The organism is Streptomyces sp. CMB-StM0423 (genome assembly GCF_002847285.1).
In the GTDB taxonomy this organism is placed as follows: domain Bacteria; phylum Actinomycetota; class Actinomycetes; order Streptomycetales; family Streptomycetaceae; genus Streptomyces.
Genome location: NZ_CP025407.1, coordinates 4,493,498 through 4,517,907, shown reverse-complemented (window position 1 = coordinate 4,517,907; position 24,410 = coordinate 4,493,498). Strand labels below are relative to the sequence as shown.

General features: G+C 69.6%; 12 protein-coding genes. 5 read left to right on the top strand and 7 right to left on the bottom strand.

What is annotated here, in order from left to right:
- Positions 1–19 precede the first annotated feature (19 nt).
- The 3 genes from CXR04_RS19745 to CXR04_RS19735 all read right to left on the bottom strand — a co-directional run bounded on the left by CXR04_RS19745 (position 20) and on the right by CXR04_RS19735 (position 3,886).
- Positions 20–547, bottom strand: a complete 528-nt coding sequence (locus tag CXR04_RS19745; protein ID WP_101423683.1) for a hypothetical protein — start codon at positions 545–547, stop codon at positions 20–22.
- Positions 544–2,988 (bottom strand): ATP-binding protein, encoded by a 2,445-nt coding sequence (locus tag CXR04_RS19740; protein ID WP_101423682.1) that lies wholly within the window; start codon positions 2,986–2,988, stop codon positions 544–546. The genes CXR04_RS19745 and CXR04_RS19740 overlap by 4 nt, the downstream gene beginning before the upstream one ends.
- Positions 2,989–3,193: 205 nt before the next feature.
- Positions 3,194–3,886 (bottom strand): ATP-binding protein, encoded by a 693-nt coding sequence (locus CXR04_RS19735; protein WP_234380339.1) that lies wholly within the window; start codon positions 3,884–3,886, stop codon positions 3,194–3,196.
- A gap of 338 nt (positions 3,887–4,224) precedes the next feature.
- Here CXR04_RS19735 and CXR04_RS19730 point away from each other — a divergent pair, with 338 nt between their 5' ends.
- Entirely contained in the window at positions 4,225–5,076 is an 852-nt protein-coding gene (locus CXR04_RS19730) for a helix-turn-helix domain-containing protein (protein ID WP_101423680.1), read from the top strand.
- Positions 5,077–5,086: 10 nt separating this feature from the next.
- Positions 5,087–5,278, top strand: coding sequence for a hypothetical protein (locus tag CXR04_RS19725; RefSeq protein ID WP_101423679.1), 192 nt, complete (start codon positions 5,087–5,089; stop codon positions 5,276–5,278).
- A 50-nt stretch (positions 5,279–5,328) separates the two neighbouring features.
- Here the strand turns inward: CXR04_RS19725 and CXR04_RS19720 are convergent, their stop codons facing one another.
- The 3 genes from CXR04_RS19720 to CXR04_RS19710 all read right to left on the bottom strand — a co-directional run bounded on the left by CXR04_RS19720 (position 5,329) and on the right by CXR04_RS19710 (position 18,828).
- The gene (locus CXR04_RS19720) at positions 5,329–9,516 is read right to left on the bottom strand and encodes an Eco57I restriction-modification methylase domain-containing protein (RefSeq protein ID WP_101423678.1); all 4,188 of its coding nucleotides are present in this window, start codon (positions 9,514–9,516) and stop codon (positions 5,329–5,331) included.
- Positions 9,516–12,437: a DEAD/DEAH box helicase gene (locus CXR04_RS19715; RefSeq protein WP_101423677.1), complete on the bottom strand. Its 2,922-nt coding sequence runs from the start codon at positions 12,435–12,437 to the stop codon at positions 9,516–9,518. The genes CXR04_RS19720 and CXR04_RS19715 overlap by 1 nt, the downstream gene beginning before the upstream one ends.
- A 67-nt stretch (positions 12,438–12,504) precedes the next feature.
- Positions 12,505–18,828, bottom strand: coding sequence for a protein kinase domain-containing protein (locus CXR04_RS19710; protein WP_101423676.1), 6,324 nt, complete (start codon positions 18,826–18,828; stop codon positions 12,505–12,507).
- Between the two features lie 538 nt (positions 18,829–19,366).
- Here CXR04_RS19710 and CXR04_RS19705 point away from each other — a divergent pair.
- The 3 genes from CXR04_RS19705 to CXR04_RS19695 all read left to right on the top strand — a co-directional run bounded on the left by CXR04_RS19705 (position 19,367) and on the right by CXR04_RS19695 (position 23,803).
- Positions 19,367–20,353 (top strand): phosphotransferase family protein, encoded by a 987-nt coding sequence (locus CXR04_RS19705; protein ID WP_101423675.1) that lies wholly within the window; start codon positions 19,367–19,369, stop codon positions 20,351–20,353.
- Between the two features lie 94 nt (positions 20,354–20,447).
- The gene (locus CXR04_RS19700; protein ID WP_101423674.1) at positions 20,448–21,866 is read left to right on the top strand and encodes a TIR domain-containing protein; all 1,419 of its coding nucleotides are present in this window, start codon (positions 20,448–20,450) and stop codon (positions 21,864–21,866) included.
- Positions 21,863–23,803, top strand: coding sequence for an SPFH domain-containing protein (locus tag CXR04_RS19695; RefSeq protein WP_234380337.1), 1,941 nt, complete (start codon positions 21,863–21,865; stop codon positions 23,801–23,803). Before CXR04_RS19700 ends, CXR04_RS19695 begins: the two co-directional genes overlap by 4 nt.
- On the opposite strand, the gene CXR04_RS19690 is transcribed toward CXR04_RS19695, so the two are convergent.
- Entirely contained in the window at positions 23,789–24,352 is a 564-nt protein-coding gene (locus tag CXR04_RS19690; RefSeq protein WP_101423673.1) for a toll/interleukin-1 receptor domain-containing protein, read from the bottom strand. The two genes, CXR04_RS19695 and CXR04_RS19690, sit on opposite strands and share 15 nt — an antisense overlap.
- Positions 24,353–24,410 lie beyond the last annotated feature (58 nt).

Sequence of the window (24,410 nt, the reverse complement as noted above, 5' to 3'; positions counted from 1 at the left end):
TACGGGCGACTCGGTACGTTCACGGGCCGCCGGCGCCCGGCGGGGTGGGCCGCGGAACGGGGCTGCGCCCCTGCCGGGCCCCCGGCAGGGGCGTGGGAGTGCCAGGGGGAGCAACCGGCCGGCCGCTTCCGGGCCCAGGAGGCGGAACAGCCTCGGCGGCAGTGGTCGCGGAGCCCGTGCCTCCGCGGAGCGCGTCCAGCAGGCCGTCGACCTCCAGGAGGCGGCCCTGGATCTCCACGGGGCTGGGCGGCAGTTCGTGTGCACGGTGGTGACAGGCCGTGCTGAGCGCGTTCCAGGTGAGATACCAGCGCCGGGCGGTCCCCCGGTCGGTGTACGCCTCCAGGCACAGGATGCGGTGCTTGCCGTTGCGCGTCATGCCGGGGGCGACACCGCACCAGAAGTCGTCCAGGCTCCGGTCGAGAGCAAGGCGCAGCAGCATGGCGGCGGCTCGCGCCCGGACCCCGGGCCCGAGTGCTTCCGCCGTGCCCGCCGGCGGGCGCAGCAGGGTCTGGGCGGCGGACACGAGTGCGCGCGCGTCGCCGGTCATCGGGCACCGCCCTGCGCCGCCGTGGTCGCCGTCCCCCGCCGGATCGCGTCGGCCAGCCGCTCCGTACGCCTCACGAGCTGCTTCCGGGAGTCCACGGTCGGCAGCCCGGGATGCGCGCCCGCGTTGAGGTCGTTGATCAGCCCCCATCCTCCGGTGGGCAGGCTCTCCACCGCCGTCTGCGCGGGCGCCGAGGCGTCACCGCAGACGGCGAGGGCCACGTACTCCTTCGTCCGCACCAGCCCGGAGACCCGCTTCTCGAACTCCGTCAGCCCCAGGAAGTGTCCGTGTTCGTCCCGCAGGGTGCGGCGGGCGGCTTCCACACACGCGGCCTCCAGGGCGGCGCGGCACATCGTCGGGACGACCCGGTCGGCCACGGACTGCGGCAGCGACGGATCGAGGGAGACCGCCCTGGCCTCGTCGAGTGCCTGCGCGACGGGATCGCTCCGCTCCTCGATGGTCACCTGCGAGTTCTCCTCGCGGGAGATGTGGCGGATCGTCGCCTCAATGCCGAGGTGCGTGAGGGCCTGTTCCAGCCGGGCGTCGTGGGTGAAGACGACCACCTGGCGGTGGCGGGCGCACTCGCTCAGGACGGCGGCCAGCCCTTCCACCTTCCGCGTGTCCATCGACTGCACCGGGTCGTCGATGACGAGGAAGCCGAACGGGCTGCCCTCGTGGGTGGCGCGCGGGATGAACAACGACAGTGCCAGCGAGTGCAGTTCTCCCTGGCTCATCACGCTGTACGCGGGCGCCTCCTGGTCATCGACGGAGACGTCGAGCTGCACGCTTCCCCGCTGGGCCGTGCCCTTCAGGTCGACGCGGCCGAGCGACACGCTGCTGCTCTCGCAGAGCTTCGTCCAGACACCCTGAGCGTGGTCGCCGAAGCGGCTCATCCGCTCGTTCCGCAGCTCGTCCGTCAGCTTCCTGAACCACGTCCGGGCCGCGTGGGCCACCTTGCGCCGGCCGGTCGCCTCCTGCGCCTCCTCCGCCGCCGTCACCCACTCCGCGAGCCGCACGGCCGCGGGCCGCCAGGTGGCGTCGCGGTCGGCGAGCCTGCGAGCGGCTTCGGCTCCGACCTGCCGGCAAGCTGCGCTCAGCGTCGGCGCGAGGTGCCCGACGCGGTCCGCCAGTTCGGCGGGGTCGGTGAGGCTCCGGCAGAGCGCCCACTCGCGCCACAGCCTCGCCAGGTCCGATTCCTCGGAGCGGAGCAGTTCGGGCACCGGCTGGACCAGGTCGTGGACAGCGCGCCGCGCACCGATGAGGACCCGGCGTGCGTCTTCGGCCCCGGCCGCCTCCCCCTGGAGCCGCTCGATCTCGTCCCGCGTCGCCTCGGCCCACTCCTCGTCCAGGCGGCCCGCGGTGCCGCAGACCGGGCAGTCGGCGCCCTGGCTTTCGGAACGACGGCGGTGTTCGAGCGCGCTCTCCAGCAGTGCGGCCAGCCGGCGCGCGTCCTCGGCGTCGGAGTGCCGTACGTCCTCGACAGCGGCAGCCGCCTCCCGCAGCCGGGCCAGGGCCCCCCGGACCTCCGCTTCGTCGGGACCGGACAGGGCGGCGAGGACCCGGAGGCGCTCGTTCTCACCCTTGTCCGGAACCGCGTCCCGGTCGAGCAGGTCCCGTACGGCGGCGACATCCGGGCTACGCCCGTCGAGCGCCCGCCTGGCCGCGTCGGCACGCGGGTCGTCGAGACCCGTCAGCGCCTCGACGGCCGCGGTCCGCAGCGGACCGGGCAGCGCCTCGGCGTCCTTGTGCTCCTTGAGCAGGGCCGCGAGCCGGGCGTCCATCTCACCGAGCCGGCCGAGCCCGATGAACGCGGAGATCTTCCGGTGGAGCTCGCTCAGCGGCATGTCCACCATCGAGCCCAGTTCGCTGTACGGCAGGAACGGGCGGTAGAGGTCGAGCATCGAGGGTGCGAAGCACTCCTCAAGCTTCATCTCCGTGCCGTCCGCCCGCACCACCGTCGTGCGCGCGTCCTTCACCTCCTCCCCGTACCAGGTCCGGTGGACCGTGACCGGGGCGGGAGTGCCGCCCAGGGTGACGGTCACGGAGACCCGCGGAGCCGCGGACTCGTGCAGGTTGCGCCACCCCTGCCGCCACACCACCGGGCGGGCCTTGCCGCCGTGAGGGCCGTCCCAACGGGCGTTGCGGCCCGTGAGCGCCATCTCGGCGGCCTCCGCGAAGCTCGACTTCCCGGTGCCGTTACGCCCCGCGATCACCGTCAGCCCGGGGCCGGGCGGGAGGTCGAGCGTGACCTCGGCGCCCACACCCCGCCAGCCGGCCGCGGTGACGGAGCGCAGGTACACGGGCCCTGCGTGCCCGGCCTGCTCCGGAACGGGCTCCGGAAGCACGTCACGCAGCAGCGCGGCGGCATCCGGGGGCAGTCCGGACCCTTCGGCGGCATTGATGCGCGCAGCGATCAGGCTGCGCAGCGGAGTCTCTTCGGTCATGGCGTGGTCCTCGCAAAGGGCGGGCCGGGGGCGCGGCAGAAGGCCGAGCCGTTCACAACGACATCATGACGCAAGTATGTTGGCGACGTCAACAGACTTCCTGAAGCTGCCAATCCAACCGTGTGTACTAATCTCCGCCTATCGTTCGACACGGCGCCGCGCCCCCACCCGGGCGTCAACTGACCAGAGTTCGCCTCGCGTCCGGTCAGGCGACCTCGCCATGCGCGGCGCCCGCCGCGCCCGACGCACCCGACGCGTCCTGTACGCCGTGCGCGATCGTCGCCCAGGTGCACACGCCCGCGGCGGGCGGATGCGAGGCGGCGAACCCCCACTCCCCGCCGCCGGCTTCCGTGAGTTCACGAACGGTGGCGAGAGAGACCCGGCGGCGTTCCGCGCACTGACCGGCAAGGCGGGAGTTGAGGTGCGGGGTGTGCGTGTCGTACGCCACCACCTGGAGCGCACCCCCGTCGGAGCGGCGGAGTACGAGGTGCACCATCTCCCCGGCACCGGTGAAGCGGCAGGCGTGCACGGCGAGTTCGTGGACGAGGCTGAGCGCCGGGTCGATCAATTCGTCCTCGACACCGTGCACGTCGAGAACGGCCCCCGCCGAGTCGTGTGCGATCACCGGTGTCCCGGTGGCCGAGGGAAGCGTCAGCCCGTAGGCGAAGTGGGAGGCGGAGGGCCCCCCGAGGTCCGGGGGAGGCGGCGGGCAGCGAGTGATCGCCGGCGCCGACTGGAGCGCGTACGGCGAGCCGAGGGTGTACACGGGCAGCCTGGACCGCACCCCGTTCGCGGCCAGTTGGCGACCAGGACGACCTGCGGGAGCGCGGCGGGGGGTCGGTGCTGCGGTGGGGGCGGGTTCGGGCGTTGCGGGGATCAGCGGTGCGTTTTCGGGCATGACGACTCCGTTCGGCGGCGTGAACACTGGGAGTAGGCCGTGCCGTTGACAGCACGGGGTGAGTTGTCGGGGCAGGGCCGGGTGTGGCGCGAGACCTGCTCGGCGACGCGGCAAGGCAGTGGCTTGTCTCCCTGGCGCGGGCACGCCCCTCCCAGGGCAGGAGGATGCGGGCAGGCTCGCGCGATGCTCTTCTCATGCACCTTGCGTGAGTGTCGCGTGACTTACAGTAGGGGGATCGGGGGTGCACGTGCCACCCTTTGGACAGAACTTAACCCCCAATGGATTAGGTTGACCGCACCCGGCAGACTGGTTCACGCCCCTGAAGAGGAAGGCGACCGATGGCGCCACGCACCACACCTACGCAGCGACAACGCAGACTTGGCGCGGAGATCAAGAAGATGCGCACGGAGGCGGGCCTCACCGCCGAGTACGTCGCGGGACTACTGGGTGTCGACCGGGGCAAGATCTCGAACATCGAGTCGGGCATCCGCAACATCAGTCCGGACCGTCTGCGCACGCTGGCGACGCACTGCGCATGTGCAGACGAGCGGTACCTGTCCGCACTCACGGACATGATCCAGCCTTCCCCGGACCGCTGGTGGGACGAGTACAGGGGAAGGATCTCGCCCGGCCTTCTGGACATCGTCGAGCTGGAGTGGCACGCAGCCCGTATCCAAACGATCCAGACCGTCCACGTGCCTGGATTGCTCCAGACTGAGGACTACGCGCGGAGTGTCTTCGCGGCAGTCCTCCCCGCCCTGTCACGCCTCGAAGTTGAGTTGCGCGTCGCTCATCGCACGGACCGACAGCGCGTTCTGGACCGCGACGAACCGGTGCCCTACGTGGGGTATGTGCATGAGGCCGCACTGCGCATGCTGTTCGGAGGACGGGACACAAGCAGGGGCCAGCTCAACGCGCTGCTCGAATGGAGCGAACGACGAAACGTCGTCGTGCGTGTCGTTCCCGTTGAGCTGGGGAGTTTCCCCGGAGCCGGACACGCCCTGCTGTACGCGGAGGGGCCGGTACCGCAACTCGACACGGCACAACTCGACTCAGCCCACAGCCCCGAGTTCATGCATGCGGACCTGCAACTCTCGAAGTACCGGGCCCACTTGGAATGGATGGACCAGATGAGCCTTCCGGCCGATACGTCGCGAGACTTCATCCACGCCATCCTCAACGACCTGTAAGGACTCGACCGTGACAGACATCACGTGGGAAGCTCCCTTCTGCGGAGAGGGAAACAACTGCTTCCGCATCGGGACCGACTCTGACGGCAACGCCTACATAGCCGTAGCGGGCCGCGAGGAAACCTACCTCACAGACACCCACGAAGCACTGCGCACGCTCATCCAGGACATCAAAGCAGGCAAGGCCGACCACCTGCTGTAGTCCCCCAGGGACAGGCTCGTGTATCGCGTGCCTGCCCTGAATCATCTCCCTCAGGAAGTCTCCGGTTCGGCGGGGTGGCGCGGGCCGTGGCCGGGAGGCGGGTAGAGCGAGGAGGTGTACTTCTCGCCGTCTACGAGGGGGGTGGTGAGGCTTACGCCGGCGGCGGCCATGCGGTCGTACTCGGCGAGGACGAGGGTCTTGGTGCGGTAGTGACCGTACTTGGCGATCTCGTTGTTCTTTAGACCGCCCGTCTCGGTCTGGAACGACTCCAGGATGTAGTCCGCGCCGTCGTGGCTGATTCCGTAGAGGTGGAAGAAGTAGGCGTCGAGTTCGGCACGGATCTGGGCACGGCGGATCTCGTCCCAGCAGAAGGGTGTGCCGATTTCACCGAGATCGCAGGCGAGAGAAGCCATGTCGAAGGCGGTGTACACAAGCTCCAGAATCCGCGGAGTAATGAAGAGCGCATGCGGTTCCATGAGACGCGGAGTGGGCACAGGAAGCTGTTTCCACACAAACAGCTTCAGATGAGAGTTACTGGTCTTTTGGCGACTCACATAGTCGAAGACGAGGGAACTCTGCGCGGCGATCAGAGTACCAACAAGAATTGGTTCCACCCGCGGCAGCATCAGAGGGTAAGTTTCCACAACGGCGGTTCGCGGAATAAACGCTGGGACGGCGGTGCGCTCGTTGGTGGATGCTGTTACATCACACCATCCACACAGCCAGGATCGCTCCCAGTTCAACTCTCGAAGACGCAAGGAAACGCCGGGGATATCAACATCACGCCCCCTCCTTCGCGTTGCAATAAATCCATCTTCGGAAATCCAATTGAGCGGCACTGCAAGACGTCGACCATCCCTCAACTCCCCTTCAGAGAGATATCTCGGCTGGTTCTGTCGACTCACCGCTGTAACACTCTTTACCACATCGGCGGCGCGATGATTGAAGAAATCCACCATCTTCGCCTCATACAATGGAAGCATGCGTTTCCCGTCCTTCAGGAAAACGTTTCCATACAACTTCCACCCTTCTTTTTCTAGGGTCTCCTGATTCCTGAATAGGTCAGAATCATCGGTAGTATGGAAGAACGTCGCTTTGAAGTCCATCTTCCACGGATTACCATCCACCCGCGCTTCGTTCAGAAGGACCGGGATGCGTCGATATATCGCGAGCGTAAGATCCGCGTCTCGCCGCGTTCGGAAGATCGGTAGCGTTCCCGTGTTCGGGTTGATACGGGCGATTTCCTCCGGACTCAGTGCGAACACGCGCTCTGCGTCATCCAGATTCGCCGGGTCTTCCAAGAAGAAGGCGAATCGAGCCGCAGGCTCCCTCAGCTCTCGGCCAGCCAGTGACAGCAGGCAGAATTTGTAGCTGGCGTGCACCCCCACGAAGAGCGGCTTCCGGTTCTCGAAGTCGTACAGCGCCGCCACCGCACCGCGCTGCGTGAAGTCGTTGAACAGGTGCTGCGCACCCGCGCCAGTGGCAATGGCCGTCGGAATAATGCACCCGAAGCGGCTCCTGGGCGCGGCGATCGCCGCGAACCTCTCCGCGAAGAGCTGGTCGTATTGGAGCATGGTGACGCCCTTGACAGTCAATCCCTTCGCGCACAGTGGGAACACCCCCGAACCGCTCGCGAATAGAAACGTCGACTTCACCATCCGTCGCGCCTGCCGGTACCGCTTCCCCGCCTCCGGGTTCCCGGCCCTCTCGTTCTCGGCCTCCCACTCCGCGATCCGCGTCCGCCGGGCCGTGCCCGCGATCGCCGCGATCGACGGTTCGACCACGCTGAAGTACTTCTTGTCCTCGAAGTCGACCTTGTCCCACGGCGGGTTGCCCACCACACACGAGAACCCGCCCGACCACCCCGTAGCCGGGTCCACCCCCGCACCAGCCCCAGCACCCGTCCCCGCGCCCTCCGGGACCGTGAACACCTCCGGGAACTCCAGTTGCCAGTGGAAGAACCGGTACAGGTCCCGCAGCCGGTCGATCTCCTCGTGCGTCGCAGCCGAGGCCGAGTTGCCCTCCGGGTCACCAAGCGCCCGGAACACCTCGTGGGTCACCGGCGGCGGGGCGTCCTTCGCCTTCCGCCACATGAACGCGGCGCACCAGGCGTCCGCAAGGTGCCGGGCGTGGACGTACTCCGTCTGCTGCCGCCAGTCCTCGTACGCCGCCTGCTGAGCGTGTACCTCACGCAGCTTCTCGGACGGGGCCTCGGTGATCCGGCGCAGGCCCGACCCGAAGACGGTGTTCGAGACCTTCGGCTCCGCGACCACCTCGAACAGCACACTCTGGCCCCGGCGTTCGCCGTCGTTCTGCTTTTCCAGGGCCTTCGCGTGCTTCGCGTCGTCGCCCTCGACCGCCTTGAACGCCTTGTTCGGGATGCCATCCAGCATCAACGCCGGCGTCGCGCCGACCAGCCCGTTCCCGTGCTTGATGTGCGCGTCCAGGAAGCCCAGCGCCTTGCCCGGCTCCAGCGCCTCCAGCCACAGCGAGACCTTCGCCAGTTCCACCGCCATCGGGTTGAGGTCCACCCCGTACACGCACCGGGCGACGACCTCGTGCAGCGCACTGCGTACGGCGACCGGCGTCGGCTCGGGGTTGCTCTCCCGGACCGCCGCCACACGCTTGGCGATCCGGCGGGCTGCCGCCACCAGGAAGTGGCCCGAGCCGCAGGCCGGGTCGCAGACCGTCAGCGACAGCAGCTCACCGACGACCGCCTCCGACGCGTCGGGGTCTCCCGCCGCCGCGGCGGCCTGCTCGCCGCGCTTCTGGGCGTCGTCGATGACCGGGTCGAGGGTGGAGTCGAGCAGGGTCTCGATGAGGGAGGCCGGGGTGTAGTAGGAGCCGGTCTTCTTGCGGTCGTTCCCCAGCCGGTTGACGAGTTCAAAAGTGCGCTCGGTGGCGCTGTGCTTGGGGACGAGTTCGAGCAGGGACTCGTAGATGGAGCCGAGTTCCTCCGAGCCCATGTTGCGGTAGTCCACCGGCCGCCAGCGCGCCGTCTTCTCGTCCCGTACGCGCGAGAGGTGGCGCACCGCCTCCAGCAGGGAGGCGTTGGACAGCGCGCAGTCGCGTAAGGGGGCGTCGGCGGCGGTGTCGTCGAAGAGGCCGCCGAGGCCGGGCAGGCCCAGCTCGGGCCGGCCGTCCTCGCGGCCCAGGGCGTCAAGGACGATGCGCAGCGCGGCGTACTGGTCGGCGTGTGCGGTGCCCTGACGTCGCAGGGCGAGGCGGCGCAGCCGGCCGGAGCTGAAGTAGGTGGCGTACCGCTTGCGGGTCTCCTCGCTCGCGCCGGGGTCGAGCAGAGCGTCGCGGTCCTCGGCGACGAAGAGGAAGATCATCCGGTAGGCGAGGCGCAGCAAAGCCGCGTGGAAGCGGTCGACGTCGAGGTTCTCGCGGAGTGCCGTGTTACCGGGGTGGCGCAGGAAGCCGGTGCCGAGGGTGGTGAGGGCCCGCTGGACGCCGTCGCGGTGGTGGTCGAGCGCCCGGGTGCCGGAGGCGATCGCCTCCGTACGCCACTTCTCCAGCCAGCACGCGGACCGCGCCCCCGCCTCTCCGGTCTCGAAGCGGGAGACGTGCAGCAGCCGGTAGAGCAGGACGAACTCGCTGAAGAGTTCGCCGTCGAAGATCGCTTCGAGGTCGAACTCGACGTAGGAGGCGGTGGCCAGGGCGTTGGAGTCGCGCAGCAGGCGCAACTGCCGGCCGTTGGTGAGCACGCCCCACAGGTGGGCTTCGCGCCGGTTCAGGCACTCCTGGACGAGGGAGTGCGGGGGTACGGTGCCGACGCCGCCGGGCCGCTTGTCGAGCACCGCGTTCCAGGCGGCCATGTGGACGGGCACGTGGTGCCAGCGGTGGCTGAGGGGGAAGACGCGGTCGGGGTCGCCGTCGGCCCGGTACTCGCCCGGCGCGACCGTCGTGAGGCGGCCGAAGCCTAATTCGTTGAAGAGCGGTTCGAGCCACTGGCCGATCGCGTGTCCGGTCGGGTCCGCGGGCAGGTCGGCCTCGGCGCTGACGGGCAGCTTCTCGCGGAGTTCGCGCCAGACCCCCTTGAGGTAGTCCCAGTGGCGCTCGGCCTCGTCCCGTACGGAACGGCGTGGGCCGATGACGTGGTAGTCAGCAGGACCGGTGCCCGGGACGTCCTTGCCCTCCTTGCTCTCCGAGATACGGACGAGCATGTCCGCGGGGAGCAGGCCGCCGACGGTGTGGACGGCGGAGAAGACCTGGTTGCGTGTGGTGACGGACATCAGGCGGTCCCTCCGTTCTCGGAGATCGGGGGCAGGTAGACGTAGACGCCGAGGACGTCGGCGGGCTGCTGGGCGGTCACCTTCAGGCCCTGCACGATCTCGTCGGACGCGCGCCGGACCCGGCGGTGCGACTCGTGGAGTTCTCCGGCGAGCAGGTCGCCGTAGTCCGCCATGTGGTTCTGGACGGCGCCCAATTGCCCGAGTGTGCGGCTCATGGTCCGGGTCTGGAAGTAGTCGTCGGTGCTTTCGGCGGCCTCCGCGGTCAGGAGGGCGAGCGCGCTGGCCTCGGGGAGCCAGACAGGGTTCTTCACCGATCCCTCCCAGGCGAGGAGGCGGGCGTCCTCGGCGACGATCCTGCGCGTGCCCTGCCGTGAGGGGAGCGTGAGGTGGAAGCGGTAACGGACCAGGAGGAGGGTGGTGCGGACGGACACGGCGGCCGTGGAGACCACGCCGCAGCGGCGGGCCGGGCGGCGGCCGGGCGCTTCCGTGTCCAGGGCCGTGTTGAGGACGTGGGCCGCGAGGGCGCCGACCACGGGGTCCGTACGGACCAGGGCGGCTTCGCCGCGGGCCACGGCCGCTGTCGTACGGAACGGGATGGGGCGCCCGGACTCGACGGCTGCGGCGCCCGCCACGGGGGCGAGGGCGTCGCGAAGTCCGGCGGGGACGCCGCTGACCTCGGCGGTGAAGTCTCCCGTACCGTCGCCCGCCTCGACGACGTGTGCTTCGAGCGCCGCCAGCGCATGGCGCACGAAGCCGTCGACCTCGTCCGCGCGGCCCAGCGTGTCGCGGATGGCGGCGACTTCGCGGGCGACTTCCTCGGGGTGGATGGCGCGCTGGGCGAAGCGGGAACGGGAGGCCGTTTCGCGTTCGGCGGCCGAGTTCCACCGGCTCTCCAGCTCGGCGGCCCTCGCGTCCACGGTCCTCAGCGCCTCGGCGCCGAACAGGCCCTCCTGCTCGGGTTCGCGGCCGCGCATGAGGAGCCATTCGACGATCGCGTCGGTGACGCCGGAGGACGCCTCGTCGGGGACGGAGACGGAGATGCCGAGGTCCTTGCGGATCTGGCGGTGTTTGGCGATGAGGACTTCGAGGACTTTGCCGTCGATGCCGTTGTCGATGCCGTAGAGCGTGATGACGCGGACCTTGTCGCGCTTCTGCCCGTACCGGTCCACGCGGCCCTCGCGCTGGTCGTGGCGGGTCGGGTTCCAGGCCAGGTCGTAGTGGACGACGGCGTCGAAGTGGTGCTGGAGGTTCACGCCCTCGGAGAGGCAGTCGGTGGCGACGAGGACCCGGCGGGCGGCGGGGTCCTCTCCGGCGAGCGCGGCCAGTTCCTCGATACGGCCAAGACGCTGCTGCGGGGAGAGGGTGCCGGTGACGGACTTGACCACCGTCCTGGAACCGAGCTTCTTCTCCAGGTGCGCGGCCACGTACTCGGCGGTCGGGATGTACCGGCAGAAGACGATCGGGTGGTAGCCGTCCTTGAGGAGCGCCTTGAGGTGCCGGAGGAGGGCGGCGAGCTTGAGGTCCGTCTCCGGACCCTCCAGGGCGGCGGCCCGTTCGGCGAGGTCGGCCAGCCGGGCTCCGGCGTCTTCTGTCTCAGCGCCGGGCGCGGCGTCGAGCCCCTCCAGGGCGTCGCTGTCGGCGGAGTCGCGGGTCATCGGGGCGGCGAGCCGGTCGGCTTCCTCGGCGCTGGCGGCGACGGCCGCGGCCGACCGGGTCGAGAGGGTCTGGGCGGCGGCCCGGGGCGAGGAGACCAGGGAGCGCAGGAGGGCGATCGCGGACCACCAGGCGATACGGGCCTCGCGCCGGCTCTGCTCACCGGCCGCCTGGACGCGCTCGCTGGCGTACGCGATGGCGTCGTCGAGCAGTGCCCGGTAGCCGGGTGACAGCTTGTACTTCTCGTCCTTGGACTCGCGGTCGGAGGGGAATGCGGTCTTCTCGGCGAGGTTGTCGTCAGCCAGCCCGCTCTCTTTGGTCAGGTACTGGCGTACGTCGGCGCGCTTGCGCTGCACGAAGTGCCGGGCGAGGAGCCGCCGGCCACGGTCCGTCTCCAGATCGACGTCGGCGAGTTCGGGCAGGACCAGACCGAGGAGGTTGCGGAAACCGGACTCCTTGCCGCTGTGCGGGGTCGCGGTGACCAGCAGCAGGTGCCGCTGCGTGTCCTCCGCGATGCGCCGCAGCAGCTCGTAGCGGAGCTGGTTCTGCGTGGAGACGCTGTCGTCGGCGGCCACGCAGGTGTGAGCCTCGTCGACGATGACGAAGTCGGGACAGCGGCGTACGAAGTCGTCGCGGTGCCGGGTGGACTTGATGTAGTCGGTGGAGACGATGACGTGCGGGTACCGGTCGAAGAGGGACTGGCCGAGGTCCAGGCCGCGTTCCAGGCGCGACACCGTGGAGGCGAGGACGAGTTCGGCGTCGATGCCGAACTTGGTGCGCAGCTCCTCCTGCCACTGCTCGGCCAGCGCGGGCGAACAGAGCACGGCCAGCCCTCTGGCCTCGCCCTGGGACAGGAACTCCTTCGCGATCAGGCCCGCCTCGACGGTCTTGCCGATGCCGACGTCGTCGGAGATCAGCATGCGTACGGTCTGCTGGCGCAACGCCATCAGCAGGGGCACCAGTTGGTACGCGCGCGGTTCGACCGCGATGCCCGCGAGGGAGCGGAAGGGGCCGGCGCCGGAGCGGAAGCCGATCCGCAGGGCGGAGCGCAGCAGTCCGGCCGCCCGCTGATCGCCCAGGTCGGCGGGCGACGGGGGTGCGAACTGGGCGTCCCGCACGTGCTCGAACGCGGGAAAGACGGCGGAGATGTCGTCGTCGGAACCGCCCAGGGGACGCAGCACGAGCAGGTCGGGCTCGCTGTCGGGGAGAACGACCCACTCCCGGCCGCGGGCCGTGACCAGGGAGCCGGGGGTGTAGGTGCGCGTCATCGGGACTTCCTCGTAGCCGTGTCGGCCGGTTCGGTGACCGGGCGGGGTAAGCGGTACGGGCGGGCCGTCATCGGGACGGGCCGAGGCCGAAGTAGTGGGCGTGTTCGGCGGCGATGGCTTCCCAGTCGCCGCCCCTGGGGAAGCGGATGACGTCCCAGCCGGCGACGTCCAGCCGGTCCTCGGCGTCCTCGTCCCGCCCCGGCCCGTCCTCGCCGCCTACGAAGACCGCGAGGTTGACGCCCGGCATCCGGTAGACGAAGTCGGGGCGGGCATCGGCCCCGGAGACAGTGATCCCCGCCTCATCGGGCAGGCGGAGGCCATGATCCCTGAGCCAGTCAAGGAACTCCGCCTCGGTCGGTGCGGCGGCTTCGGCCGGACCGCTTTCGGCGGCCGGGGCTGAAGCGGTGGCGGTGGCCGTGGCAGTCATGAGCCTGAGGTGCTGTTCCGTGCTGGTCTCACCGCGCTTCTCACTCGTGGCCACAGCCGACGCGAGCCGCAGCAACAGGTCGGTGACGTCGTGACGGTTGATCGCGCCGTGGTGGAGCTGGTTGCCGTACGTGAGCAGGCAGTCGTAACAGCCACGGGCGCAGGGGCGGTCGGACTGCGGCCCCGCGTCGTCCTCGCCGTGCTCGTCGAAGTGGCAGACGGCCAGCGCCTGCCGGGCGGCCCTGGCGAGGGCTCCCGGTTCTGCCTGGATGCGGCGCAGGACGCCCGCGCCCCCCTCCGCGGCCTCGGTGAACAGCAGCCGGTCGCACGGTCCGTCGGCCGGTGGCAGCAACTCGCTGGTCAGCTCGGAGTCCTCCAGCTCGAATGCGGTCTCGATGCCGCGCTCCAAGGCGTACATGAGCGTCAGGGCGACCGGTTCCGGCAGTGGCTCGTCGAGAGTGACGACGAGGATGTTGCGGCGGTCCTCGACGAACGGGATGACCCGCTTCTTACGGCGCTTCTCCTTGCCGTCCGCGTCGACGACGGGCATCTCGCTGGAGTCGCCGGAAGCGTCGGAGGCATCCCGCTCGTTCATCCAGCGCCCGTCGGCCGGATCGAGCCAGTAGCCGGGCGGCTCGTTGTCCTTGGCACGCAGTCTGCCGACGTTGGTGATACGGACCGTGGCGGAGTCTCCGTAGGTGAGCGTGGCGAGGGCGCCGGCGGAGTCCGCGAGGCGGGCGTCCTGGCGTCCGCGGCGCGTGCCGTGGTACCGGAAGCGGTACGACGTCTCCAACCGGTAGCCGGCCCTGCGGCGCTCTTCCTCGTCGGAGGAGATGCGCTCACGGTGCCGCGTGTAGACGGTGTGCAGGTGCAGGAGGCCGTAGGTGGGCGCGCCCAGCGGCTTCTGGCACATCTCGCACGTGTCCCGGCGCTGCTCGGGTTCGTCGAGGTACCCGCAGTGGGCGCAGCGCCGGGCCTCGCCGGTGGAGATGTCGCCGGTGGAGTCCGGTGGAAGCTGAATGCGGGTGACCTGGTAGCGGGCGCCCTCGTGGTAGATGAGCGCGCCGGGCCCGAACTCGCGGATGGCGAGGAAGCGGGGCCGCTGGAGGTAGTCGCCGTCGCCCTGACGGCCGCCGCGAGTGGGGATGTAGGCGGCAAGCGGCAGCCGGGGGAAGGAGTAGCCGGGCAGGAAGCCCTCGGACGCCAGGTAGCGGTACGGATTGAAGTCGGAGAGGACGGACCGGTTGTCCGCGCTCTCGTTCTTGAGCAGGTTGAGCTGGGTCTCCGCCTGCGTACGGCGGCGGAAGGCGTCACGCCGGCTCTTCTCGGTCAGCGTGTGGTCGAGGACTCTCTTGTTCTGCACGTACTGATCGACCAGGGCCGTGCGGTAGAGGTCGCGCCAGCGGTCGAAGGCCCGGTCGAAGTCGCGCGGGGCCCTGCCCACCGCATCCTCGATCCACCTCTCGTCCCACCAGGTCGTTTCTCCGAACCGGGGCAGCAGTGGGCCCAGGACGCGCCGGGCGGCGGCGACTGTGCGAGCCTGCGCGCCTGGGTCGTGGGAGGCGGTCCGGATGTCGTCGAGGAGGTCGAGTCCGGGGGCTGGGCGGCCCGACGACTCGTGGTGGGCGATGTCGAGGACCTGAGGTATTGCTCGGCCCAGCGCGAGCCCGGCCTCGGCGAGCCAGATGGCCTGGAGGTGGGAGCGGACCAGGTCCTCGTTGGCCAGGTCCAGGCGGGGCGGGGCGACGGCGCCGGCGACCATCCGGTGCGAACGGCGGAAGTAGTACTGGTCGTGGCTGTTGCCGGTGGCGCAGTACGTGGTGACGAGCGCGGGCTGGCCGCTTCGCCCCGCACGGCCGCTGCGCTGGGCGTAGTTGGCCGGGGTGGGAGGGACGTTGCGCATCATGACGGCGTTGAGCGAGGAAATGTCGACGCCCAGCTCCATCGTCGGGGAACAGTAGAGCAGCTTGAGATCTGCCTTGCCGAAGTCCTCCTCCCGCTGCTGCCGGTCGGCGGGGGCGACCTGGGCGGTGTGTTCGCGGGCGAGCAGGCCGGAGAGGCCGTCTGCCGCCTCGCGGTAGAGCTGGCGGAAGAAGGCGTTGACGCGCGGCCCGTCCCCGCTGGCATACGTACGGGTGAGAGGGTCGTGGGCCCCGGTCTCGCTGGTGCCGGCCCGCCAGATGATGGCGGCGGCGGACACCCGGTAGCCGGTGGCGGTCGCCGGCGGCCTGCGGACGTACCGGGCCCGCTGAGGTGCCACGGACACCTCGGTCACGAGTCCGGCGTTCCTGAGGACCTTGAGCAGATCCTCGATGACGGTCTGGAGTTCGGTCTGGTCCAGGCCGTCGCGGAACCCCCGGTGCGTACGGCGGAGGTACTTCCCGTACTTGCCGCGCGCGGAGAGGAACAGGCCCGTGCGGTCCATGCCGGGCTTGGAGGACCTGGGGTAGGCGGTGGCGACCTTGGGGCTGTCGCTCTTGGATAGCCGCCACGGGTCGACGAGCCGTTCCTCGCTTGCGCTCTGCAGCGAGTCGAAGTCGTCGCGGAAATACTGGACGTCGATGGCGAGGGATCGGCGCATCTCGTCGAGCAGCACCTTCATGATCTCCGCCCGCAGCGAGGTATCGGCCTCGCGCAGCGACGGATGGGCCTTCGCCCAGCGGTCCTCCCGCTCGGCGACCCAGGGAAGGTCGGCGTAGTCGATCTCCAGGAGTCCCGTCTGCTCCAGGTTCGGCATGGTGACGCGCCAGCCGCGTTCCAGGTCGAGATAGAGCCGGAAGGCGATCACATCCCGCAGGGTCCTGGCCGCGGCAGCCGCCAGGCGCGGTGGCAGATCGCTCTCGCCGGTGTAGACGGAGGGGTCGAGGGCGAGGGCGTTGGCGACCCGGGACGTCAGTTCCTCGTGCTGGATGCCGTCCTGCCCCGCGTCGACGACGGCCCGGTACAGCGCCCCGCGTAACTCGGTGACCTGGACGAAGTCGTTGAAGTGACCGGCCTGGAGGGAGGCGTCCTGACGGTTGTCGACGAACGTGAGGAGTTTGCGGGCCTCCTTGGGGAGCGCCGCTTCCGGCACGCTGTCCAGGGAACGCACCACGGACGCGGATATCAGCGAGGTCGCCGAGGAGCGGCCTTCCTGGTCCAGGGTGGCCAGCTTGGCGAAGTCCTTGCCACGAGTCTGCTCGTAGGCGACCGAGCAGTGCAGGCAGAACAGGAACGGAGCGGGGATGAACGCCGCGTGCAGCTCGCCCTTGGACTCGTTGCCGTACGGATCGACGGTGACGGCTCGCGGCAGCCGGTCGCGGTAGGACTTCTTGACGACCTCCTGGCCCTTGTCGTCGATCTCCAGCCAGGACTCGGGCAGCCGCCGGTCGGCGATGGCCTCGTCCGAAGTGTGGGGCCAGGGGGCGGTGTCCGGGTAGCGGTCGGTATCGATGTAGAGGTACCCGTCGCCTGCCCGGCCCCCGGTGGCAGCGGTGTCGCGGCGCGGTTCGTAGCGGATCTCTCCGTCTCTCTCCGTACGCCACACGGTGAGGTACTCCTGACCGCACTCGCGGCAGAAGGCAAGCGGCATCAGGACATGCCCGTCGGTGCCGGGCCGCACCCGCTGGTAGTCACGGGTGGCGTGGCGGCCGGCCTTGCTCTCCAGGGTGACGTAGACCGTGTCGCCCTTGGACAGGAACTGGTGGAGCCGGAAAGCGAACAGAGGGCGTTCCGTGACGGGGTGGTACGCCTGCGAGCCCGCTTCCAGCGTTTCCCGCAAGGCGTCCGCGCACCGCTCTTCCCCGACGCCGCTCTGCCGTGCCAGCTCGGCGGCTGCGTCCTCGATCCTCCCGGGCTTCTGCCGTACGAGTTGCCCTGTGGCGTCGTCGGTCCCAAGGCCGAAGTACGTCTCGATCCAACGCGCGAGGGGATCGGTCACGAGGTCGGCGTAGGCGCTTGGTGCGGCAGCTCCTGCCAGGCGCTTGGCCGGCACGGCGGACGGGGGCTCGCCGGTGGCCCGGACGAGGGTCTCACCGATGACGTGGTCGGGGCTGACCTTCGTACCGAAGAGCTTGGTGGCCATATCGGCCACCACCTTCTGCTGGTCCTCCAAGCTGCCTTCGGTGGACATCGTGGCGGAGGTGCCGATGCACTGCACGTCGTCGGCGCGGCAGGCGTCGCGCACCCGGCGGATGAGGAGGGCCACGTCCGCGCCCTGCCGGCCGCGGTAGGTGTGCAGTTCGTCGAAGACGAGAAACTGGAGCCCCTCAGCCATGGCCACGAGGCTGTCGCGGTCGTCGGGCCGGGTGAGCATCAATTCCAGCATCACGTAGTTGGTGAGCAGGATGTCCGGCGGGTCCCGGCGAATCCGGCGGCGGGTCTCGTCGTCCTCCTGGCCGGTGTAGCGGGCGAAGGTGATGGGCTCGTTGCCCTCGCCGTAACCGTTGCGCAGGTACTTCTCCAGCTCCTTGAGCTGGCTGTTGGCGAGGGCGTTCATCGGGTAGACAATGATCGCCCGCACCCGCCCGGGTGCGTCAGGTCCGGCTTCCTGCCGTTCCCTGAGCACCCGGTCGACGATCGGGACCATGTAGGCGAGGGACTTTCCGGAACCGGTGCCCGTGGTGAGGACGTAGGAGACGCCGGCCGCAGCCGCGTCGATCGCCGCACGCTGGTGGCGGTGCAGAGTGAGCGGGCGGCCGTCGCACACGGTGGAGTTCTCGGCCTTCCCCGCCTGGAAGATCTTCGCGCACTCGCTGTGCAGGACGTTCTGGGCGGCCAGTTCGGCAACGGTTCCGGACGAGGCGAAGAAGGGGTTGAGCGACAGCCAGGGGTTGGGCCATTGCGACTTGGCGTCGAGGTCCCTTTTCACGAAGTCCCTGACGCGTTCGTCGCGGATCACCGTGCCGCCCTCGGTGAAGGAGCGGTAGTCGTCGATGAGTTTCGTGTGCACACCGAAGACGTCCATGGCGGAACCTGACAGAGGTCGCTTCGCCGGCTCGGGGACCGTCGGGCCCGAGGACTTCTGTGTGGCGGCCCTGACGGCGTCCCTGGCCGGCCGCAGGATCCACTTCACCGGGTCGAAGTCCTGCCAGACGGGGAGCGGGACGCCCTGCGTCACGAAGGGCAGCAACGCCTCCCGTACGGCGACGGCGTCGGCCGGGCGGTCAGCGGGGTTCTTCGCGAGGAGGAGGTCCACCAGCCGGGCCAGCGCCTCCGGCACGTCCCGGCGAAGCAGCCGCACCGGAGTCGGCTCCTGGTGGAGATGCTTGTCCCGGATGTCGAAGTCACTGTTGCCGACGAAGGGCGGGTTCCCCAGAAGCATCTCGTGGAGCACGCACCCGAGTGCGTACAGATCGGCGGCCTGGGTGACGAGGCTGGCCTCGAACTGTTCCGGCGCCATGTAGCGAGCCGTGCCGACCGTCGCTCCCGTGCTGGTCAGCCTGGTTCCGTCCGGGTCGTCGACGATGCGGCCGATCCCGAAGTCCAGGACCTTCACCGCGCCCCCGCGGGTGAGCATCACGTTGCGGGGCTTGAGGTCCCGGTGGACTACCTCGGAGGCATGGGCGGCTGCCAGGGCATCGGCTATCTGTGCCCCTACGGCGGCGACCCAGGAGACCGGTAACTGGCCCTCCTCCGCTATCAGGTCGGCGAGCGGGTATCCGTCCAGGAACTCCATGGCGAGGTAGGGCAGATCACCGTTGGCCTCATCCACTCCCCCGTCGATGGTCCGAGGCAGGTTGGGGTGGCTCAGCAGACGCATGATGCGCACTTCGCGCGCAAACCTTGCCGCCGCATGCGGATCGGCCTGCGTCTGCACCAGGGTGCCTGAGCGGCGACGGCGGATGAGCTTGAGTGCGACGACGCGTGCGGGCGAGTCCTCGGGCGCGTCCAGGTCCTCGGCGCGGTGAACCTCACCCATGTTCCCCGAGTCCAGGTGGTCCAGCAGCCGGAACCGCCCCGCAACCGTCCCGGAATCCCCACTCATGCCGTTACCTCCCCTTACAGCCCCGTCGAGGGCCTGCTACTTCCCTATTTGACGGGCGTGCTCATCGTGACAGACAGGAAAGCCCACAAGCGTGAACGTACACGAAACGCACAGTGTGTACAACTTCAAATTTGTTAACGCGGTCAACAGAACTCAGAGTGCCTATGCCCTCCGCCCACAGGAAACGCGGGGCACTCACCAGAGCTCGTGGCGGCAGCCGCCAAGGTCTGCACGCCCGGGAGGTCTCAGACCGGCAGGGGGGAGGCCGCTGACTGAAAGTGCGATGTGCAGCCAGCGTTCGCCCTCAGTGCTCGCGCAGCCAGATCATGACAGCCGGAACGGTGGACGGCATGGGCCATCTGGCCCAATTGGTGGCAAAGCCGGAGAGGCGAGGCAGTCCGCGAGCTGCAGAAAGCTCGTGGAGCGGCCCGACACGAGACCCGCCGGTTGCAGGGAAGAGATTGAGGGGATCCGTACGGAAGGCCTCCTGTTCTCGACGATTAACACTGCCGAGGCGTCTTCGAGGAAGGGACCGGGTGTGGAGAGCATCACCAAGAACAGGCAGTCCCCCGACGCTCTGCGTGCCATGGTCGGGCGTGCGTACGGGGCCGACCGCGTGCCCGTGGGGGACGGGTGGGCCGCCGAGTTGGGGCACGGGTGGTTCAACGTCGCGTATCGCATCCGGTTGCGTGACGGGGCCGAGGTCGTGGTGAAGATCGCGCCGCCGCCGGAGGTGGAGGTCATGACGTACGAGCGCGGCGCCATGTCCGTCGAGCTGCGCATGCTGGATCTCCTCCGTACGCACACCTCCGTGCCGGTCCCCGCCGTCGACTTCGCCGATCTCAGCCGCGAGGTGTGCGACGCGGAGTACTTCTTCATGCCGTACATCGACGGCGACAACCTCGGTGTCATCGCCAAGGAACTTTCCGCCGCCGCACGGGACTCGCTCATGGAGCAGGTCGGCGCGGCCAACCGGGAGATCAACTCGCTGCGCGGGGACGCCTTCGGGCCGCTCGCCGGGCCCGGGGGGCCGAGTTGGCGGGCGGTGTTCAGCGGCATGGTCGAGGACGTCCTCGCCGACGGTGAGCGCCGGGGCGTCGACCTCGGCTGGGACTACGGCGCCGTCCGTGCCGTCTTCGGCGCCCACGCCGGCAGCCTCGACGAGGTGACCGAGCCGCGCCTCGTCGAGTGGGACCTGTGGGCCGGCAACGTCATGGTGCGCGACGGCAAGATCGTCGGGGTCATCGACCACGAGCGCGCCTTCTACGGCGACCCGTTGATCGAGTCCGGCTTCGCGGGCACCCAGATGGCGGCCTTCGGCCACCCGGTGCCGTTCATGCGCGGCTACGGCCGCCCGGAGCTGACTGCGACGCAGCAGGTGCGCCGCCGGCTGTACTGCCTCCATCTGATGCTGATCATGGTCATCGAGACGGTCTACCGCGGCCACACCGACAGCAAGCAGTACGACTGGGCCCGCATCCGGCTCGACGAGGCCATGGCCCTGTTCGGCCACACCCGCCGCTGACGGCCGGGACACCGTCGCACCACGGCTCACACGCCGCTCCTGCCCGTATGCTGGACATGCGGAGCGATGGCGCGTCTCGGCGAGGGGGAACGGCGTGGCGGACGTCTTCATCTCCTACGCGGCCGAAGACCGCGCGTGGGCGGGGGAACTGGCGGCGGGGCTCCGGCGCAACGGGGTGCGGGTCTTTTTCGACGAGTGCAGTCTGCTGCCCGGCGATGTCGTCGTTCATCAGCTCGAAGCGGCCATACGCCGCTCCACGCACGGAATTCAGGTACTCAGCCCGGTGGCCGTGCACAAGCCCTGGGTGCTCCAGGAGTACGCCGCGCTGCTGACCGCCTCGACGCAGCGCGGGCTGCGGTTCATCCCCGTACTCCACAGCGGGATGGATATCGGTGCGCTGCCCTTTGCGGCCACCCGATTATGGGTCGATTTCCGGGACGTCACCGGGCGGGATTTCGACGACAAGGTGACCGAGCTGGCCCGGGTGATCCTCGGCGAAGAGCCCGGCACGAACGGCGAGTCGGAGGCGATGGATCTCCGCGATACGGCCGCCCGCCCTCTCGACGTACCGGCCGAGCCGTCTTTCGTCGTCTGCTACGCGCGCCAGGAACGGGACTACGCCCGCCGGCTGCTGCCCGCGCTGTCCAGGGCCGGTCTTCCCGTCTGGTCCATCAGCCATCTGACGTGGGGCGACGACGTTCTGTGGACGATCCGCGCGCAGATCCGGCACGCGCTGGGGATCATCGTCCTGATGTCCCCGGACGCCGAGAACTCCGAGGACGTCACCAGGGAAATCCTGGAGGGGCAGCGGCACAGCCGCCCCTTCTTTCCCATTCTGGTCCGGGGCGACCGGCACTTCCTGCTGGCGAGCACCTGGCATTTCGACGCCCGTACGGGCTCGCTCCCCGGGCACGTGGAACTCGACCTGCTGCGCCGCCTCCAGAATGCGGGTGTGCCCTCCCCCGCGGCCGGTGAAATGGCGCCGGCGCGTGCGGTATCGCCTGCCCCGTCGCCGGCCTCTTCGGCTCCGGTGGCGCTCCCCGACGCGCCCGCCGGGGTGCGGCTCGGTGCGCTGCTCGCGGAGGAGGAGTGGGAGCACGCCGACCTGCTGACCACCGCCCTGCTGCTACGGGCCGTCGACCGGCTGGAGAGCGGCTGGCTGCGGCGCGGCGACGGGCGGCGGCTGCCCGGCGGGCTGCTGCGCGAAGTGGACGCGGCCTGGGCGGAGTTCTCGGGCGGCAGGTACGGATTTCGGACACAGCGGGAAAGGGCGCGTCCCGCGAGTGCGCGTCACCGCGATTTCCTGGCACTCTCGTTGGCGTACGGCTGGCGCGGCTCGGTGGAGGACGCCGTTTCGGAATACCGTGCGTTCGCCGGCCAGGACAGACCCCCCGGGTTCTTTCCCACGCTCCGTAACCCGCAGAACGAGCGCTACCCGGACTGGTACGACCAGTGGACGGAAACCGTACTTGCCGTGCACCTGCGTATGCGAGCGAAGGGCGGAGCGGAATGATCACCTTTTTACTCGTGGCGCTTCTCGTCGTGGGCGTCGTTTTCGTCGTGCTGGTCGCCCTGGCCCGGCCCGATCGGCAGCCCGCCGCCGGGACCCCGTCCCGGTCGGGTACTCCGGCGCCGCCCCGGCCACCGCGCAGTGGTGGACCGCGGTTCAGTTTCGGCCTGCACGTGGTGCCCGCGGGCAAAGTGGGGATCGTCACCCGCCGGTTCGGCCGCGGCGACCCCGAAGGGCGTTACAGATACGTCACGCCGCACAAAGAGGGCCGCGGCATCCAGGCCCGCGTGCTGGTACCGGGCCGGACGTACTGGCTCCCGCCCCTGCTGTACCGGGTCAAGCTCGCACCGCGGACGTACGTGCCCGCGGACAAGGTCGGGCTCGTGACCGCGCGCGAGGGCGCCAGGCGGCCGGCGCAGCGGACGCTGGGCCGGCAGGTGGAATGCGACTGCTTCCAGGACGGCGAGGCTTTTCTCCGGAACGGCGGTGAGCAGGGCCGGCAGATCGCGATTCTGCCCGGCGACTCCTCGTACGACATCAACCGCGCGCTATTCGATGTCGAACTGGCGCCGCGTACGTACGTGGAGCCGGGGACCGTGGCTCTCGTCATCGCGAAGGACGGCAAAGTGCGGCCCCCCGACCGGCCGTTCGGCCGCTATGTGGAATGCGACAACTTCCAGGACGGTGAGGCGTTCCTGCGTGAGGGCGGCGAGCAGGGCAGGCAACTGGCCATCCTCACCGGCGGGTCGTACTACAACATCAATCCGGACCTCTTCGAGGTGATCACCACCGGCACGGTGGGGAACACCCGCCAGGACGGACTCACCGCGGATCACCTCAAGGAAATCGCCATCCAGATCGGTGAGACCGGTGTCGTGGTGACCCTGGACGGCGCCGAGGCGAGGAAGGACGAACGGCCCATCGGGCCGATTATTCCCGGCCACAGCAATTTCCGGCTGCCCTGGGAATTCCTCGCCAGAGGCGGACAGCGGGGGGTGCAGGAAGAGACGCTGGGCGAGGGCTCCGTATACGCCCTGAACCCCTGGTTCGTACGGGTCGTGCTCATTCCCACGCGTACGCTCGTCATCGAGTGGACGAAGAAGGAACGCTCCCCGAGTAACTACGACGCGGCGCTCCGGCCCATCCTCGTGAACGTCATGGGCCACCGGCTGCAGGTCGACATCTCGCAGACCCTGGAGATCCCGGAGCCGGCCGCTCCCACCCTGGTCAGCAGGTTCGGCGGCGCGCACACCTCCCGCCTCGGCGGGCTGGTGGACGATCCGCTTCCGGTGCAGCGGTTCGTGGAGCGGGTGCTGGGGGGAATGGTCGAGACGTATTTCAACGCCATCGCCTCGGCCTCCACGGTGGAGGAATTCCTCAGCATGTACGCGAGTACGCGGACGGACCTCTCCTCCCAGGTACGCAACGCGCTCGCCGCCTGGGGAATCGAGGCGCGGGGCACGACGCTGGGCGAATTCGAGTCCTCCGACCCCGAACTCGACCGGGCCCGGCGGCGGCTCGCAGACAAGCAGATGGAAACCCGCGAACTGGAGGCGGAGGAGAACAACTCGGTCATCCGGGAACGTATCCGCGACCGCGAACGGCGCGGCGAGCGGAAGGACCGGATGCTGGAGACGGTGGTGCTGGAGCGGAAGATCGAGCTGCTCGGCGGCGACACCATCGCCAAGGAGATGTTCCTGCGCCAACTGAAGGGCATGGGCGTGCCGGAGGTCGTGAGCGGGAACGCGGACGAGCTGCTGCGCCATCTCCCGCTGCAGCGCGCCCTCGCGCTGATCGAGAGCGCGCAGCGGCACGCCAGGATGGCGGCGCTGCCGAAGGGTGCCGAGGGCGCGAAGAGCATCGAGGCCGGTGCGGAGGCCGAGGGGGCCATGGACGCCGTGGACATCGAGGAGGACGAGGACGGGTCAGCGGTTCTGTAACGCGCGGACTATCTGCTCCAGTGTGCGCGCGTACGTGTCGTCGTCCGCGTCGCGGAAGTCCGCGCTGAAGCGCGTACGCGCGAATTCGGGCAGGACGGCGTCGCCGACCAGAACGGGGATGAACAGCCTGCCGGACTCGATCGAACGCTCCATCAGGGCCGCGTACTCCTGGAGCACCCACCCGTCGTCCGTCGACTGCGGGCTGAAGACCAGGAGTCCGTGGGCAGAGTCGCGGATGGCCTGCTCGACGGCGTGGAGGCGGACGCCGCCGGGGGTGCGGACCACCTCGTCGTCGGCCACGCGCAGGCCGCTCGCGCGGAGCCGGGCGGCGAAGGTGCGCGCCCAGGGGGCGTCGGCGGGGCTGTGGGACACATAGACGTCGTACGCCGGGGGGTTCGCGGCGGGGGACGGGTCCGGGGCGGTGGTCCCGGCGGGGGGCGGCGGGCGGCGGCGGGCGGTGCGGCCGCGTACGGAGGCGTAGGCGAAGTAGGTGCCGACGACCCCCGCCAGGGTGCCCACCGCGGTGAGGACGAACTCCGCCATGCCCATCCCCGCAGGCTAGCCGTCGTCTGCCGGTGCCGCACCGCACCGTCTAGGGTGGCGGGTT